Source organism: Sorangium sp. So ce385 (assembly GCF_051474135.1).
In the GTDB taxonomy this organism is placed as follows: Bacteria; Myxococcota_A; Polyangia; order Polyangiales; family Polyangiaceae; genus Sorangium; species Sorangium cellulosum_D.
Genome location: NZ_CP150337.1, coordinates 3108887 through 3125147, shown reverse-complemented (window position 1 = coordinate 3125147; position 16261 = coordinate 3108887). Strand labels below are relative to the sequence as shown.

At 70.4% G+C, this 16261-nt stretch carries 15 protein-coding genes; 6 read left to right on the top strand and 9 right to left on the bottom strand.

The features are described 5' to 3' along the window. Positions 1-809: 809 nt before the first annotated feature. The gene (locus WME83_RS11765; protein WP_437319366.1) at positions 810-1421 is read left to right on the top strand and encodes a hypothetical protein; all 612 of its coding nucleotides are present in this window, start codon (positions 810-812) and stop codon (positions 1419-1421) included. Positions 1422-1651: 230 nt separating this feature from the next. Next, positions 1652-3046: a DUF2252 domain-containing protein gene (locus tag WME83_RS11760; RefSeq protein WP_437319365.1), complete on the top strand. Its 1395-nt coding sequence runs from the start codon at positions 1652-1654 to the stop codon at positions 3044-3046. A 46-nt stretch (positions 3047-3092) separates the two neighbouring features. Here WME83_RS11760 and WME83_RS11755 read toward each other — a convergent pair whose 3' ends face one another. The 3 genes from WME83_RS11755 to WME83_RS11745 form a co-directional block, all read right to left on the bottom strand. Next, entirely contained in the window at positions 3093-4280 is a 1188-nt protein-coding gene (locus tag WME83_RS11755; protein WP_437319364.1) for an ARPP-2 domain-containing protein, read from the bottom strand. Continuing rightward, positions 4280-5803, bottom strand: a complete 1524-nt coding sequence (locus WME83_RS11750; protein WP_437319363.1) for a hypothetical protein — start codon at positions 5801-5803, stop codon at positions 4280-4282. Before WME83_RS11750 ends, WME83_RS11755 begins: the two co-directional genes overlap by 1 nt. Positions 5804-5965: 162 nt before the next feature. Then, positions 5966-6970, bottom strand: a complete 1005-nt coding sequence (locus WME83_RS11745) for a methyltransferase (RefSeq protein WP_437319362.1) — start codon at positions 6968-6970, stop codon at positions 5966-5968. 454 nt (positions 6971-7424) lie between these two features. On the opposite strand from WME83_RS11745, the gene WME83_RS11740 reads away from it, so the two are divergent. Both WME83_RS11740 and WME83_RS11735 read left to right on the top strand, forming a co-directional pair. Beyond that, positions 7425-7565, top strand: coding sequence for a hypothetical protein (locus WME83_RS11740; RefSeq protein WP_437319361.1), 141 nt, complete (start codon positions 7425-7427; stop codon positions 7563-7565). Positions 7566-7629: 64 nt separating this feature from the next. Continuing rightward, positions 7630-8466 carry a ferredoxin--NADP reductase gene (locus tag WME83_RS11735; RefSeq protein WP_437319360.1) on the top strand — a complete coding sequence of 279 codons (837 nt, stop codon included), beginning with the start codon at positions 7630-7632 and terminating at the stop codon, positions 8464-8466. A 171-nt stretch (positions 8467-8637) separates the two neighbouring features. Here WME83_RS11735 and WME83_RS11730 read toward each other — a convergent pair whose 3' ends face one another. Beyond that, positions 8638-9252, bottom strand: coding sequence for a hypothetical protein (locus tag WME83_RS11730; protein WP_437319359.1), 615 nt, complete (start codon positions 9250-9252; stop codon positions 8638-8640). A 353-nt stretch (positions 9253-9605) separates the two neighbouring features. On the opposite strand from WME83_RS11730, the gene WME83_RS11725 reads away from it, so the two are divergent. Next, positions 9606-10499 carry an NAD(P)-dependent oxidoreductase gene (locus WME83_RS11725; RefSeq protein WP_437319358.1) on the top strand — a complete coding sequence of 298 codons (894 nt, stop codon included), beginning with the start codon at positions 9606-9608 and terminating at the stop codon, positions 10497-10499. 83 nt (positions 10500-10582) lie between these two features. Here the strand turns inward: WME83_RS11725 and WME83_RS11720 are convergent, their stop codons facing one another. From WME83_RS11720 to WME83_RS11705, 4 genes are all read right to left on the bottom strand, one after another. Then, on the bottom strand, positions 10583-11167 hold the full coding sequence (locus WME83_RS11720) for a hypothetical protein (RefSeq protein WP_437319357.1): 585 nt from the start codon (positions 11165-11167) through the stop codon (positions 10583-10585). A gap of 286 nt (positions 11168-11453) precedes the next feature. Then, a complete protein-coding gene (locus tag WME83_RS11715; RefSeq protein ID WP_437319356.1) occupies positions 11454-12425 on the bottom strand; it encodes an SDR family NAD(P)-dependent oxidoreductase in 972 nt (323 codons plus the stop codon). A 34-nt stretch (positions 12426-12459) separates the two neighbouring features. After that, on the bottom strand, positions 12460-12885 hold the full coding sequence (locus WME83_RS11710) for a VOC family protein (RefSeq protein WP_437319355.1): 426 nt from the start codon (positions 12883-12885) through the stop codon (positions 12460-12462). A 19-nt stretch (positions 12886-12904) separates the two neighbouring features. Further along, on the bottom strand, positions 12905-13642 hold the full coding sequence (locus WME83_RS11705; protein ID WP_437319354.1) for a TetR/AcrR family transcriptional regulator: 738 nt from the start codon (positions 13640-13642) through the stop codon (positions 12905-12907). 301 nt (positions 13643-13943) lie between these two features. Here WME83_RS11705 and WME83_RS11700 point away from each other — a divergent pair, with 301 nt between their 5' ends. Continuing rightward, entirely contained in the window at positions 13944-14672 is a 729-nt protein-coding gene (locus tag WME83_RS11700) for a hypothetical protein (RefSeq protein WP_437319353.1), read from the top strand. A gap of 11 nt (positions 14673-14683) precedes the next feature. Here the strand turns inward: WME83_RS11700 and WME83_RS11695 are convergent, their stop codons facing one another. Next, the gene (locus WME83_RS11695) at positions 14684-15631 is read right to left on the bottom strand and encodes an SDR family oxidoreductase (RefSeq protein WP_437319352.1); all 948 of its coding nucleotides are present in this window, start codon (positions 15629-15631) and stop codon (positions 14684-14686) included. Positions 15632-16261: the final 630 nt, after the last annotated feature.

The following is a 16261-nucleotide window of genomic DNA, read 5'->3' as shown; positions in this document are numbered from 1 at the left end:
TTCGCCGAGCAACGTTCCAGCCCGCCCGCACACGCACGGCGTTACGACCCGAGGGGTCCGGGACCCCTGCGAACGCTCTGCATTGCGTTCCGGAGGGGTCCGGACCCCCTCTTGGCACAAGAAACCGCGTTTTCAGTGGGCAAATGGCACAAAAATGGGAGCCGCGGAGCGGTTTTTGGCACAATTTAGCCCTCTCGGACGCTCCGCAGAGCGTTCTCGAGGGGTCCGGACCCCGGTGTGTCGCAATGCATTGCGGTTGTGCCAGTGCCGGACCCCCCTCTCCTGACACAGCGGAACGCCGAAACGGCACAGATCGTCGTCTTCGTCCCCTCGTTTGGCACAGACGGAGGCCGAGAATGCCCCGGTTGCGGCCGCTGCCGCTGGTCCCGCCGGGACAGAAACGAGGCACGGCACGTCATCCGCGGGGCAGCCCATGCCTCTCGAAGGCCATCGCGCTGGAAACGTGCTCGTCGTGCGCCGCCGGCTCCGGAGCCGAGGTGAATCCGTCCAAGGAGATCCTTTGTCGCGCGCATGTCGTGTGCGCGAGCCCTCCCGAGCAAGCATTCGACTGGCCCCTCCGCGAATCTCTGCTGCCGAACCGGCGTATCTCTTCCATGTCCCGCATCTCGGCAGCAAAGCCACGAGCATGCCAGTCGCGCCCGACCCAACATGCGCTGTTCGCTGCGCCTGAAACAGCGCCGTCGGCGCGAGGCCCCTCCGCGCGCCTCGCGGCGATTCCAGCCGTCGCGCTCTCTTCCGTCCTTCTCTCCGGGTGCCCCAACCCGAACACCTACGCGACGCCGAGGACCGTGGCGCCCGACGAGATCGCGACCACGTTCTCCCTCGAGAGTTACGGGTTCATCGCCGAGACCGGACGAACCCGGATCGACCCGGCCACCGGCGAAATGACGACAGCGACGACCAGCGGGTTCGCGCCGGCGCTCCCCTCGTTCCAGCGACGGGGCGGCTTGACCGACAGGATCGACCTCGGGGCCCACATCCACAGCCTCGGCACGGTCGGCCTCGATCTCAAGGTGAACCCGGTCCGCGGCGTCTTCGACCTCGCCGTCGATCCCGGGGCTCAGTTCTCCTTCTTCCAGGGCCCCATCATCTACATGCACGCGCCGGTGATGCTCGGCGTGAACCCCGCGGACTGGCTCTCGATCGTGGTGACCCCCGGCATCAGCTACGGCATCGTGATGGACCCCATCAAGGAAAAGGAGAAGGCCTTGTTGGCCGCAGACGGCCTCCTCCTGCGCGGCAGCCTGGGCCTGCAGCTCCGGTCCGAGCGTGGCGTCGCCTTTCACCCCGAGCTCACGATGCTGAAGAGCCTCGAGGGACCGGAGCTCTCGTTCAACTTCGGTATCGGCGTCAACGATGGCGCGCTGCCGAGCTACGAGGACCTCCGAGCGCCGATGTGACCCGCCCGCCGGAAACGGCACGTCTCTACAGCCCCTCACACCGCGGCTCAGGCTCAGCCCGCGCGAAAAGCGTGGCATGAGCGCGTGTTCCTACCCCCTCGCCGGGGAGCGCCGTACCCGCTTCGGCAAAGCGACGATGGCGCTTCGAGACCGTGTCACCCGGCGCGCGCTCTTGCCGTGCGCGCGGCGCTCGACGTACGACGCCGCGATCGCCCCCCAGGAGCAAGCCCATGTCCAGACCGTCGATTCGAGCGCTCGTCGCGCGCCGCTCTTGTGTCGCCGCCACCTTCTCCGCGGTCGCCCTCGCCGCCACGCCCGGCTCGGCGGCCTCGAGCCGCACGAGCCATGTCGTCGCCGAGATCACGAGCGCCAACGCGGGTCTGCCCTCGGGCGCTCGGGCCGAGAAGTACGCAGAGATGAAGGCTTCTCCGTTCACGTTCTTCCGCGGCTCCAACCACCTCTACTGGAAGGATCTCGGCAGCTCGCCCCAGCTCCTCACGTATGGCGGCGCGAGCTCCACCCGGACGTGGCTCGGCGGCGACATGCACGTCAACAACATGGGCGCGTTCGATGACGACCAGGGCGACGTCGTGTACGCCATCAACGATTTCGACGAGGCGGTCATCGGCGACTACCAGCTCGACGTCTGGCGGCTCGCCACGAGCCTCGCGCTGGTCGCCCGGGAGAACGGCGGCTACAGCCTCGCCGACCAGAGCTCGCTCCTCGACGCGTTCACCGAGGCGTACCTCGACGCGATCGCGAGCTACGCCGGGAACAGCCAGGAGACCACGCGGAAGTTCACGGAGAGCAACACCTATGGCCTGCTCGACGACTTCCTCGACGACGTCGCGGCGTCGAACAGCCGGGTCGAGATGCTCGACGATTTCACGGTCAAGATCGGCGGCGTGCGCGCGCTCGACACGGGGGGCAACCCGGATCTCGCCCCGGTGTCCGCGGCCTTGGACGCCGACGTCCGGGGCCACATGTCGGCCTATCGCGCCACCCTGAGCGGCGGCGGCAGCGGGCTGCCGGCCGCCTACTTCGCGGTGAAGAGCGTGGCCCAGCGGCTGCACAGCGGGATCGGCTCGCTCGGCGTGACGCGGTATTACGTGCTGATCGAGGGGCCGACCGCGGGACAGGACGACGACCGCCTCCTCGACATCAAGGCCCAGGGCGCGCCGAGCGCGTTCGCCGGCATCGCCGCCGCCGCCGTCTCCCAGACCAACGCGGCGAGCGGCGGCAACCAGGCAACCCGGACCGTGCTCGCGTACAAGGCGCTCGGCTACCGGGTCGATGACCTGCTCGGCTGGATGACGCTCTCCGACGGCCAGAGCTACAGCGTGCGCGAGCGCTCGCCCTACAAGGACACCTTCGACACCGCGAGCCTCTCGACGATGACCCGCTTCACCAACCTCGCCCAGCAGTGGGGCGAGATCCTGGCGACGCAGCACGCGCGCGCCGACGACGACTGGGACGCGGCGGTGTTCCCCGGCTCGGTCGACGTGCAGATCGACGCGCTCACCGACGGGGATCACGCGGGCTTCCGCGCCAAAGTGCGCGCGATCGCGCTCGATTACGCCGACCAGGTCGCGCTGGATTACGCGAGCTTCTGCGCCAGCTTCTGACCGCCGCGAGGGGCGCGCGCCGGCGCCCCCGGGCAGCACGCGGGGCTCACCTCGTCCGCTTCAGCGCCGCCTTGAGCACGTGCTCCGCGATCAGGTACCCGAACCCCTCCCCGTCGATCCGCCGGAGCAGCTGGTCGCGCGTGATCTTGAGCGCCGCCGCGGTGGCGTCCAGGTTCCACCCGTGCGCGGCGAGCTGCTCCAGGAGCCGCGCGCGCCGCACCTGCCCGGCCGAGAGCCGGTAGGTCTTCGCGTACTCCAGCGAGCCGTCGTCGCGCACGATCGCCTCGCCGATGTGGTTCTCGAGCGCCGGATCGAGCTCGGTCATGAACCGCTGCAGCGAGAACGGCCCCGCCCGGTACACGCGCTGCGCCGCGATCGTCCGGCCGAGCAGGCCCGCGGCCGTGTCCACGTGCAGCGCGCCGGCCTCCGCCCGCGCCCGGCCGAGCGCCGCCCGCAGATCGTCGAGCGAGCCGATCTGCGCCTCGTCGAAGGTGTGCGTGAAGGCCTGGCTGTCGCCGTTGTGGCGGGCCGCGTAGAGCAGCGTCTGCTCGTAGAAGTCCTCGATCAGCGTGCGGTGCAGCGCGCGGTAGTCGTCGGGGTGCGACACCACGAACACCGACGCGAGCAGCTCGCCGACGAAGAGCAGCAGGCCGCTCTGGCCCTCGTGGATCTCGAAGACGCGCAGCGCGTCCTCGAGGCTCGGGATCGCCCGGCCGGAGAGCGACACCTCGGTGCGCGGATCGAGGCCGCGGGAGATCGCCCGCCGCGAGTACTCGGACCAGGCGATCTCGGGGGCGTTGAAGTGCAAGGCGAGGAAGCCCTCCATCGCGAGGTGCTGCGGCAGGAGGCGCAGGCGGTTCCGCTCGGCCGGGTCCTCGCCGCGCGCCTCGCGCCGCACCATGCGGTGGAGCACGTTGACGCCGCGGCAGATCTTGGCGAGCGGGTTGCGGTCGGCCGGCCCCGCGAGCGCCGCGCCGTAGGACGCGACCGGCGACCCGTCCTCGGTCCACCCGACCACGAGCGCGTGCGGCACGTAGCTCGAGCAGTAGTACGAGCCGTCGCCCACATCGACGAGCGCCATGGGGTCGTCGTACCGGCGGCGGGCGATGCGCAGGTCGTCGCGCGGCGCGGACCGGAGGAGCGGGACCAGGCGCACGCCCGCGAAGACCTGGGCGTGCGTTGCCGTCAGCCCCCGGAGCGAGAGCGACTGGAGCAGGGCCGGCCCCTTCGCCATCAGGGCGCCTCGAGCGCCGCCGCGGGCGCCTCCGCCAGCGCCGCCGCGATGGGCGACTCTTCCACCGGCACCGACGCGCCGGGCGCCCTGGCGTGCCGCGCGAGCAGGGCCTCCGCGCGCCGCGCGAGGTAACGCTCGAGCTCCGCGAGCGGCGCCGTCCCCTCGGCGAACCGGGCGAAGCCGAGGACCGTCGGTAGATCCTCGGCGTCGCGCAGGCCGACCGTCGGGATCGACGGGCCGAGCGCGCGCGGCGCGTACCGCTCGCTGTCGAACACCGGGTTGATGTGGACGATCGACGTGCGCTGCCCCGGATCGAGCCGCGCCCGGAAGCACCGCGCGACCTCGGCGGCGGCGCCGGCCGGGTCGTTCTCGAAGCCGTCCGAGACCACGATCACGACGTCCGGCCGCCACGCGAGCGCGTCGAGCAGCGGCGTCGCGAGATCGGTCTGGCCGCGCGCGCCGACGAGGATCTCGTCCGGCGTGGGCGCGGTCCAGAACGCGCGGTACTCGCTGGCGGCGGCGCGCAGCAGGTAGCTCACGCCGAGCGCGACGGCGAGCGGGCGGCGGCGCTTCTCGCTCGATCCGGACGCCGAGTAGCTCCGATCGAGCACGGCGGCGACGCGGCCGAGCGCGGCGGGGCTCCGGCGGAGCGCGCGGGCGGCGGCGCGCTCGAGCGCGGCGTGGAGCTCGTCGCGGCGGTCGCGCCGCGCCGCCTCGGGCAGGCTGAGCGCGTAGAGGGCGACGCGCGTGAGCGGGGCGCGGCCGAGGTCGACGGCGAGGTCGACGTCCTCGCGCCCGGCGGCGCGCTGCAGCCGCAGGCGCTCGCCCTCGGTCATGCGCGGCGCGGCGCGGCGCAGGAGCTCGTCGCGCGAGACGCCGCGGGCGGCGGCGAGGCCCTCGGCGACGGTCAGCGGCAGGTCGAAGATCGCCTCCTTCGCGTAGCGCGCCTGCCGCGCGCGCTCGAGGAGCGGCGCCTCGAACGGCGCGCGCCGCCCGGCCTCGAACAGGAACGGCCCGATCTCGCCGGGGAGCCGGAGGTGGGCGTGCACGGCGAGCGCGCGGACGTGGGCGCGGTACTTCACGGCGTCGAAGGCCGGGTCGGGCCGGCCGGCGAGGTAGTCGCGGATGACGGCGCGCGCGCGGCGGTTGTTCACGCGCCGCTCCCGGAGCTCGCGGAGCGCCCGGAGCGCGCGCTGCGGCGGGAGCTCCCGGAGCGCGGCCGCGATGAGCAGCCCCTCCTCGCGCCTGTCGGCGGGGGGCGTCTCGGCGCCGGTCGCGAGGAGGTTCACGGCGATGCGCGCCTGGTTGAAGTGGTTGATGCCGGCCGCGAGCGTGCGCGCGTAGAGGCGGCGGTAGTTGCCGAGGATGTACTCGTGGAGGAAGTCGACGGAGACGACCTGGCCGCCGGAGGAGCCGTAGAACTCGGCCTGCCCGCTGCACGCGAAGCAGGCGTTGATGAACATGACGAGGTCCTCGCGCTCGACGCGCTCGGTATGGAAACGTGCGGGGGGCGCGGGCGGCATACGAAAGCCGCCCGGGGAATGGTGGGGCGATCTACCTACGACAGTAACCAGACTGGGCTCGGAAATCGCCCCGGAGTCCCACGGGCGGCGACCGGCAGGATACACCGGGAGGGACGCGCGCAGAAGGCGCGAGCAGGTTTGCTTCAGCGGCGCGCTCCCATCTCAGCAGGGCACACCCTCGATGACGCAGGCGCCCATCGAGGCCGGGATGATCCGCGTGAGCTGGAAGGAGGCGGCCGCCAGGAGCTCTCGAAATTCGGCCTCGGAGCGCTGGCGGCCTCCGGTACAGACCAGCATGTTGACGTCGTTGGCCGTGGCGCCCTGCGCTTCGAGCGACGGCTCGACGCGCCGCGGGTAAACCCCTTCCACGAGCAAGAGCTTCGCGTGCGTCGGCATGGCGCGGCGACACACCTCCAAGATCGCGCGAGCGTCGGCGTCGCTCCAGTCGTGGATCACGTGCTTGAGCATGTAAGCGTCCAGCCCCGCCGGGACGGCCTCGAAGAAGCTCCCCGCCACGAGGTCGATCCGGGACTGCAACGGGCTCGAAGCGAGCGCGCCGCGGGCTCGTTCGATGACGTCGGGGCGCTCGAACAACGCGCCGCGCAGCTTCGGATGCGCGCTCAAGATCGCCGCCAGGAGCGCGCCGTTCCCTCCGCCGATGTCGACGATCGTGTTGAAGCTCGAGAAATCGTAGGCGCTCGCGACCGCCGGCGCGGCGAGCGCGGTCCCGGTCGCCATGGCCTTGTCGAAGTTCTCCGCCGTCTCGGGATCCGCCGAGAAGCGCGTGGTCCAATCGGCGTTCGGGTCATCCTTCTTGAACGCAGGCTGGCCCGTGCGGACGCAGTACTCGAGCTCCCGCCAGCTCTCCTGGATGGGAGGGCCCGCGAACGTGGCGACGAGCGCCTTCATGGAACCCGGCACATCGGAGCGGAGGAGCTGCCCCACGGCCGTGAGCTCGAAGGCTCCCGCATCGTCCTCACGGAACACGTCGGCGCTCACGAGGAGACGCAGCACGCGCCGCAACGCCTGCGGTTGTGTCGACGTGGCGCTCGCCAGATCGTCCACGCTCCGCCGGCCCGCGGCGATCAGGTCCGCGACACCGAGCTTCGCGACCAAGGCGAGCGCGCGCGATCGATAGTGACCGATCGCGAGTTGATAAACGACCAAGGGCGCGGGCAATACGGCTGGTGAGGAGCTCTCGGACACCATCGTGACCTCCTGCGACGGGATGCTCGGTGCGCACAGCCAGTCGGCGCCGGCACCGTGCCGACGACCAGCGAGCGCTCGCCGAGCCGTTCGCGCAACTGATGATAAAGACTTTCATTTGCAACACAAGGGAAGCACGCAGGCATCGGGCGGCGTTTCCGTGCTGGCGCCCTGCCTCACGGCGCGCGTGGGATGCGCTTCCTCGGCGGCGCGCCTGCGCCGTCCCCCGCGCGCCGTCCCGGGCTCACCCCGCACGTCGCGAGCCGACGGTCGCGGCGGCGTGGCGCGCCCGCGCGCCAGGGGACGGGGACGAGGTGACGAGCGTCGAGCGGTTCGACACGCGCGGCGGGAACGTCGCAGGCTCATCATGATCTTGATTTTCATTTGCATCAGTGGTACGTGAAGCCCCGAGCTCATGGAAGACGACCTCGCGATGGACCTCGTCGCGCTCGGGAGCGCCGCGCTCGCTGACGACGCGGCGGCGCTCTCGCCGCGATGGAACGAGCTTCACGCGGCAGGCGACGGCGCGCGCCGCGGCGCCGCGCCGCCGTCATGACCGGGGAGCGCGCGCTTTCGAACCGCGACCCCGCGATGGTTTCGCACCGACAAGGATGAACGACATGATACCCGGCTACACAGAAGAGACGGTGCTCGAGGTCCATCACTGGACGGACAAGCTCTTCACGCTCAAGACCACCCGCTCGCCAGGCTTCCGCTTCGCGAACGGGCAGTTCTGCATGATGGGGCTCGAGGTCGCGGGCAAGCCGCTCGTCCGCGCGTACTCCCTCGCGAGCGCGAACCACGAGGAGACGCTCGAGTTCTTCTCGATCAAGGTGCCGAACGGCCCGTTGACCTCGCGCCTGCAGCACGTCGCCGTCGGCGAGACGATCCTCGTCGGCAAGCGCGCGACGGGCACGCTCACGATCGGTAACTTGCGGCCGGGGCGAACGCTGTGGCTCCTGGCGACCGGGACCGGCCTGGCGCCGTTCCTCAGCGTCATCAAGGACCCCGAGACGTACGATCGCTTCGAGCGCGTGGTCCTCACGCACACGTGCCGCCGCGCGCAGGACCTCGCCTACGCGCGCTACATCGAGCACGATCTCCTGGCGGACGAGCTGCTCGGCGAGATCGTGCGGCCCAAGCTCCTCTACTACCCGTCCGTCACCCGCGAGGCGTTCAGGACCGAGGGCCGGATCACCGCGCTCATCGAGTCCGGCCGGATCTTCGCCGATCTGGCGCTGCCCACGCTCGACCCCGCGCACGACCGGCTGATGCTCTGCGGCAGCTCGGAGATGCTCGCCGATACCGCCGCGCTCTTGGAGTCGCGCGGCTTCGAAGAGGGCAACAGCGGCGAGCCGGGCGACTACCTCGTGGAGAAGGCCTTCGCGGGCGAGAAGCGCGCCCCGCTCGCCGGCGCGTCGCCGGCCGAGAGCGCGAGCTCGTCCAGCGCGGCGTGACGTCGCGCGCGTCGGGCTGCGCCCAGGACCGCGCGTCAGCGTCACGGCTGGCGCGCCGCCGGGCGCGCACCGCTTGCTTCACCGGCGCTGCGCGGCGCAGGCGCGGGCGCCGCGCACCGGTCAGGCGCCGACGCGCGTGCGGCGGAGTCGCCGGCTCGCGTCCACGCCGGTCTACTCCGGCCAGACCTCGATCCAGACGAACAGCACCTGTCCGGCGGCCTGGTTGCCGACCGCCACCGGGTACACGGTGCGCGCCCGGAGCGCCTCGACGAGGTGATCGCGGTGGATGGCGAACCTCCCGATGAAGTCGTCGTTGACGAGGTCGCGGTCGATGAGCTCACCGCTCAGGTGGACGTCCGGCGCGAGCGGCACGCGGCGCCAGGTCGGCGGGCCTTTCCACCCGGGCGTGCAGGTGTCGCGCTGCCCCGAGCGATCGAGCGCGAGCCGGCCGAGCGACCGGCCGCCCGCGAACAGCTCCGCCGAGCCGAACGGCTCCGGCGGCTCGGTGCCCGCCCCCGCCGCCTCCGCGGCGTACCCCGCCACGCTGGCGGCCGCCGCGGCGGGGTGCGCCGTGCGGAGCAGGTCGCCGATGGTGGTCAGCGCCCCCGCCGGGACCGTGCCCATGCCGTCCCACTGGCGCCCATCCGCCTTGGCCGGGCTGATGACCGCGCCGTCGATGGAGACGCGCACATGGGCCGGCAGCGGCTCCTCCGCCGGCTTGCACGCCGCGCAGCCGACGGCGAGCCCACACACCGCGGCCGCTTCGAGGAGAAGACGTGACGCCATGCCTCGGGAGCGTACCCCGGCGGGCGCGGGGCACCAACGCGCAACGACCCGCCCGGCCGGTAGTAAGGGGTGTGACGTGGGAAACACCTGCTTCTGCCACCGGAAGCGGGCTTGGCGATTCGCCCTCGACCTCCTCGAATCGTTTTACTTTTCCTTCGCCATCGGTAGCCTCCGAGGCTGGTGTCCCTCGGCAGCCGCAGGCCTCGCGCGAAGCGCTCGTTCTCATGGCAGGTGTGCATGCCTCGCCCGCGTCCTCGACGGCGGTCGGCTCGAATCGGTTGCGCCAGAGAATCGAGGGTGAGGAGCGCGCGCTCGGGTGCCCTCAGGCGATTACAGGAGAGAAGAACCAGATCATGTCGCACAAAGAGACCGTGTCCATCATCGGCTTGGGTCAAATGGGCGCCGCGCTGGCGCGCGCCTACATCAACGCCGGCCATCGGGTGACCGTATGGAACCGGACCCACGGCAAGGCAGAGCCGTTTCAGGGCCAGGCGAAGGTGGCGGCGACGCCCGAGCAGGCGTGCAGCGAGAGCGACCTGACGATCATCTCGCTGACCAACTACGCAGCGAGCGATCAGGTCCTCCGCGCTCCCCTCGTGGCCGAGGCCGCGAAGGGTCGGACGCTGGTGCAGCTGACCAGCGGCACGCCCAACGATGCCCGCAGCGGGGCGGCATGGACGTCGGAGCTCGGGATCAACTACCTGGACGGGTGCATCATGGCTTACCCCAGCTACATCGGTGGTGAGCAGACGCCGGTGTTCTACTCGGGTCCCAAGGGGCTCTACGACCGCCACGAGCCGACGCTGCGCGTCCTCGGCGGGGCCACCTCCCACGTCGGCGAGCCGATCGGGGCCGCGGCAACGCTCGACTGCGCTCTCCTGGAGAGCTTTTACGGCGCCACGCTGTCGTTCCTGCACGGGGCGGCGATCTGCGCGTCGGAGAAGTTCCCCCTCGACGCGTACTTCGCCGGTTTTCAGGCGATCATGCCGCTCATCTCGGTCACCGCCGACATGAGCAAGAAGATGCTGTCTACCGGCGATTTCAAGGGGACCGACTGCACGCTGGACATCCACGTCGGCGCCCTCGAGCACATCGCGCGTCTCAGCCGGGAGAACGGCGTCGATCGGCGCATCCCGGAGCTCATCCTGAGCTACTTCAAACGGGCATTGCAGCTCGGCCACGGCGCCGATGAGATGGCCGCCGTGTTCAACGCCATCCAGGATCAGGCCCGCGCTGACCAGCGCTGAGGGGACCGCGCAGGCCGCGCGTCGGGCGAGGAGCGGCGCAGCCGGCGCGGCGCGCTCGCTCCCGCGCGACCGCGCGGCTTCGGTCAGCTCGCAGCCTTGTCGGGCGCGATCAGGGTGACCGTCAGCCGGAAGGTCGGCGCCCCGAGCACGAGCCCCAGGAACGTCACCTCTTGCCGATACAGGGCGATCTCGCGGCTCGCGAGGAGCTCGGGCTTCCACTTCGCGACCAGATCGCGCAGCGCCGCGCCGTACGCCTCGTCGTAGTCGAGCTTCGTCGACGATCCGACGCCCATGAGCGGCGCGGGCAGCCCGGTGTTCGTGGGCGCGGGCGCCGCCGCCGACGCCTTCGGCAGCTTGACGGACACCCGGATCGTCTCGCTGGCCGACGCGATCACGATCTCCTCGGGCGGCATCGCGCCGAGATCGAAGCCCTGCTCGTGATGGAAGGGCGAATCCCCCTTCCCCAGCGGGCCCGTCCAGCCCATGAGATTGTACCTCAGACCGCCGACGAACTTCTCGTCCCGCACCAGCACGAACCCGGACGTGAAGTTCTGCGCCTCGCCGCTCACCTTGATGCCGAGCACGCCCACGACCCCGCCAAACCCGGTGGCGCGAAACTCGGCCGTTGCCTCGAGACCATGCGTCGTGACCGGTCCATAAAAGCCCATGATGTACCTCCTCCGAGGGATTGTTGTCGGAAGCGCGCTTCGCGCTGTCCGTCCCTCCCGCCCTCTCATATCAACGATCGTGCCGCGCGCCGTACGAGGGGGCGGGGACCCGGGACAGCGCGCTCGATCCACGCGCGAACGTGGTGAGGGCTGGCCATCGACAGCAATCCTTCGGACTTGGGCGAGGGCCAGCGGCGAAGGAGGCCGGCAAGATCTTGCCGGGGCTTGCCGGGATTGCCGGCAAGATCTCGCCGCAGGTGGAGATCCATGGCCTCCGGCCGTCGGCTCAGAAGCGCTCGCGGACCCATGCCTCGCTCTTCGCCCAGAGCGCCGCTGCTCGCTCGAGATCGAGCGCATACGGACGGACCCCTTCGCTGATGGGATCGATCGGGTCGAGGGTCACCCTCGTGGTGACATGGCAGTTCTCGCAGTAGCGGCCTCCGACCTCGTCCGCCTCGGCCACCACGCCAGCCCAGACCGAGGTCGCCGCGCCTTGGGGGATGGTCTTGGGCGCGAACGGCGGTTTGCCTCGAGCAGCGAGGTCCGCGTTGATCCGCTCGACCAGGGTCGAGAGGGAGTCGCCGGGGAGGTGGCGCCCGAGCTCGGTCTGGATGACGCCCGGATGCACGGCGGTGGCGCGCGTCCCGCGCTCGCGGAGGCGTCGATCGAGCTCCACCGCGAACAGGATGTTCGCGGTCTTGGAGCGCCCGTAGGCGACGAACGGCTCGTAACGCGTGCGCTCGAAATGGGGATCGGCGAGGTCGACGTCCGCGTAGCGATGCCCCGCGGACGAGAGGGACACGACCCTCGAGCCTGCCCGCAGCAAGGAAGCGATCCGGTTGACGAGCACGAAATGGCCGAGGTGGTTCGTGCCGAGTTGCAGCTCGAACCCATCCTCGGTCAGGCCGAACGGACACGCCATCACCCCCGCGTTGGCGATGACGACGTCGAACGGCTCCCCCTGCCTCAGCAGGTCGTCGGCGCAGCGGCGCACGCTGGCCAGCGAGGCGAGGTCCAGCTCCACCAGCTCGAGCCGCCCGGAGCCGGCGCTCGCCGCCCGCACCCCGCGGGTCGCCGCTTCCGCTTTCTCGAGGTCACGCGCTGCGCCCACGACGTGGGCGCCGTGGGCGACCAGCGCGCGCGCCGTCTCGACGCCGAGGCCGGCGGACACGCCGGTGACCAAGGCGCGTTTGCCGCTGAGATCGCGGGCCTCGAGCACTTCGTCCGTGGTCGACGTCGATCCAAACGACGGGGGCATCGTTATCTCCTTGCGCGCGCGCTCTTCCGCGCGCTCAGGACGCCTTGTACTCCGTCGCGACATCCAGGACCCACGTGACGCCGAAGCGATCCTTGAGCATGCCGTACAGGGGGGTCCATCCCGACGGCGCCAGGGGCTGCGCGATGGTCGCGCCGGCGGAGAGCTTCTCCCAGAGCGCGGAGATCTCGGCGGCCGAGTCGCCGCGGACCGAGACGAAGAACGCGTTCTTGCCCTGCTCCCATGGCGTCCGGGAGGGCACGTCGTAAGCCATCACCCGGAAGCCGTTCTTGGCGGCGACCTGGCCCCACATCACCTGATCGGCCTCCGACGGAGCCTGGACGTTGTGAGCGTCCTTGTAGGTGATGACGGTGATGTCACCGCCGAACACGGACTGGTAGAACTCCAGCGCCGCTCGGGCATCGCCACGGAAGTTGAGGTGGTTGGTAACGCTGACGGTCATGATTTTCTCCTATGCAGGTTCAGGGTTTCAAGCGTGTCCCCACGCGCGCGGCCCGTCGGGGCGGCGCGGATTCGTGGGCCGGTGAGGTGGTGTGATCAGGCCGGTGGCCTGTCGAGCCTGGCGGCACGTCGGAGGGCTGATTCCGGACGGCCGGCACGATGACGCCGTCGACCATCGACACGAGGAAGGCCCAGTCGAACGGCTTGCGCTGGACCAGGGTGCGGTAGGCGGCCATCGACGGGATGACCTGGGACAGGGTGGCGATGTCGGCGGACGCCGAGATCTCGCCGCGCGCCACGGCTCGCTGCATCAGCGCGAGATGCGCTTCGGCCCACGGCTCGACGATCGCGCTGTTGGCTGCCTCGGCGAGCGCCTGCTCCTGCGAGAGCAATGAGGCGAGCCCGGTCATGATCTTGAGCTTGCGCTCGCCCTCTTCGATCGACTGCGGCTTGAACAAGCCGAGGAGGTCTCCGCGGAGCGTGCCGGTGTCGGGCAGATGCTCGAGATCGACCTGATTGCGCTTCATGTGCGCGACGGCGTCGATGACCAGCTCCGTCTTCGAGGTCCAACGACGGTAGATGGTCGCCTTCCCGGCCCCCGCCCGCGCGGCCACCAGGTCCATCGTCAAGCCGGCTGCGCCCACCTCGGCGAGGACCTCGAGCGCGGCCTCGAGGATCTTGGCGTCGCGCGAGCGGTCTCGCTTGCGCCCCGGCCTCGCGGGCTCCACCTCGGCGGGCTCGTCCTCGTTCTGGGTCATGCGGTCACCTCACCCTCTGCACATATCGATACCGAACAGTTTCGATACTGTCAAGTTCCGAAACCGTTCGGTGTCGTTTTGTAACCGGCGTGCCGGCGCCTCTGGGTCGCCCGCCGGGCGCGGAGCCGCTGGACGCCGGCGCTGGGCAGCATTTGGGTGTTGCGGCACACAGCCGGTCCGTGAGATTTTCCACGCGGGGACGTCACAGAGGGCGACGATTGAGACAGACTTGGCCCGGCGGCTTCGGTCGACCCATCGACGCATCGTTGGCAGGCTCGGAGGGGCCGCGATGATTGACGCGATGACCATCCTGAGGGCGCAGCGCTCCTGGCGCGACGCGGCCCTTTACGACGCCCAAGCAGCGGCGCGCGACGCGGTGCACGCGCTCGCTGGTTTGGAGAAGGCCGCGGCAGCTCTCATGGTGAATCTCCGGGATCTGGGCTACCCGCCGGTCCCGGGAGTCACCCCGCCCGAACCTGGCCTCGATTCGAGACTGCGGCACCTCGAGGCAACGGTCGGTGGAGCCATTCCGCCGATCCTCGTCGCGTTTTGGCAGCAGGTCGGGGGAATCTCACTCGTGGACCTCGAGTGGTACGCGCACGTCGAATTCTGGAAGGCTCACGGTGTCACCGGGCCGGACGGTTACTGTGATGGCGTCCACGTGGACCCATGTAGCGCTGCGTGGATCGCGTTTGCCGTGCAAGACTTCACCGACCTGCTCGAGGATCCGGGCTCGCCGCTGGTGGATGGTCCGTACCTGCTGCCCCTCGCTCCGGACGGCTACCACAAGGACAACATCAGCGGCGGGATGCCTCATGGCATCGAGATCGGCGGCGGCTGGCTCGCGCCTTGGCGGAACTTCTCCTGGGCCGGCCCGCGACGCCCGGTCTCGGCGCCGCCCGATCCCAGCGACCTGCTGGGATACCTGCGAACGTCTATCCTCGAGTGTGCGGGCTTTCCAGCGCTGCTTGGTGTACCGGCGTTCGAACCGTTTCGTGAACGACTGCTACGAAACGTCGAGCTCTTTTGAACATGGGCAGCTCACCGGTAGTCCCTCGGATCGACGTCCTGGTCGCCGTCCTCGACGGCCTGGCTGTATCGCCACACATCGGGGCGTGAGCCGTCGAGGTCCGTGAAGCCGTACTCGGCCGCCAGCTGCGCGGAGGTCACCGACCGCTGGTTCCATCGCTCACGCCTGGGGTCGGTCGCGAGCGCCACGACCGCGCGCCCCACGTAGCGAGGCGACTCCGAGACCGCGAACCCGGGCGGTGAGGGCGCGGCGCGCCAGTTGTCCTCGGTGACCTTGTAGTTCTCGAGCATCATCTCGGAGCGGAGCCATCCAGGGCTGATCGCCACGGCCGTGGCCCCGTGCGGCGCGAGCTCGTGGCCTTGGGAGAACGCCAGACGGTTCACCGCCGCCTTGGCCAGGTCATAGAACACCGAGATGCGGTACCGCGAGGCGTTGTAGTCGGCGGTGCCGTCGGTCACCTCGACCAGGAGGCCTCCGGGGCGGGCGATCAGGAGCGGGATGAGGTGGTGGGAGGTGATCAGGTGCGTATCGATGGCGAGCCGGAGGATCCGGAGCCCCTTCTGGAGGTCGTGCCGCCAGATGGGCGTGTTCCATTCGGAGGGTCCACCTTTGAGCCGCTCGGCGCCCCAGATGTCGTTGACCAAGATGTCGATGTGGCCGTGCGCATCCCGGATCTGGCCCGCCAGACGCTCGACCTGGGAGGCGTCGAGGTGGTCGACGACCATGGGGATGCCGTGGCCGCCCAGCGAGGTGACGAGCTCGGCGGTCTCCTCGATCGTCTCCGGACGGTCGTAGTCCGATTGCAGGGAGCGGTTGCGGCTGCTGCGGCCGGTACAGATCACCGTGGCGCCGGCCTCTCCCAGGGCGGCCGCGATCCCGCGGCCAGCCCCCCGCGTCGCCCCGGCGACGACCGCGATGCGACCACGCAAAGCGTCAGGATCCAGACACCAGCTCGTCATTTCGCTGCTCCTTCGATGGCTTCGCCGCAGACCGGCCCGCGTCGCTGCCGAGGGCGGCCCCGCGCAGCGAAGCGGCACCGGGAGGACGTGAGGCCATACCGCGCGAGCATATCCGGAGGCCCGCGGCGCACCAAGGCGGTAGCAGCGCGGGCCCGCGCGGCGGGGCGCGCGCCGTGCGCCGCGGGGGGCCGGGCGCGGTGAGCGGCGGTGTCGTGTCGGGCCCGCGCGGCGTCCCGGCTCAGTGCCGGGGTGGACGAGCCGCAGGCGAGCGCCGCCCGTCGACCGGGGTAGGTCCCGCAGATCCCGCAGTTTGTGTAGTGATGACCGAATTCGACTCTCGCCCGAATTGTGCAGTCCACCGACGTGGACGTGCCATCACGCATCGAGGCATAGGCGGGTATGCCTATACCTCGATCCAGCTGGCTCGGGTACGAAGTCGTGGCAGTCAGTTGCATCGTGCGATGCGAGGACGGACGGCGATCTCGGAACAGAGGGGCGAGGGCAGCGCATCCTCGCCGTACCGGACGACTACGATTCGATTCGTGCTCACCGGCTGTTCTTCGCCTGGTGCGCCCCGGACACCGAGACCACCCTCTCGGCTTCAAGCGCGGCTACAAGCCTCTCGAATTG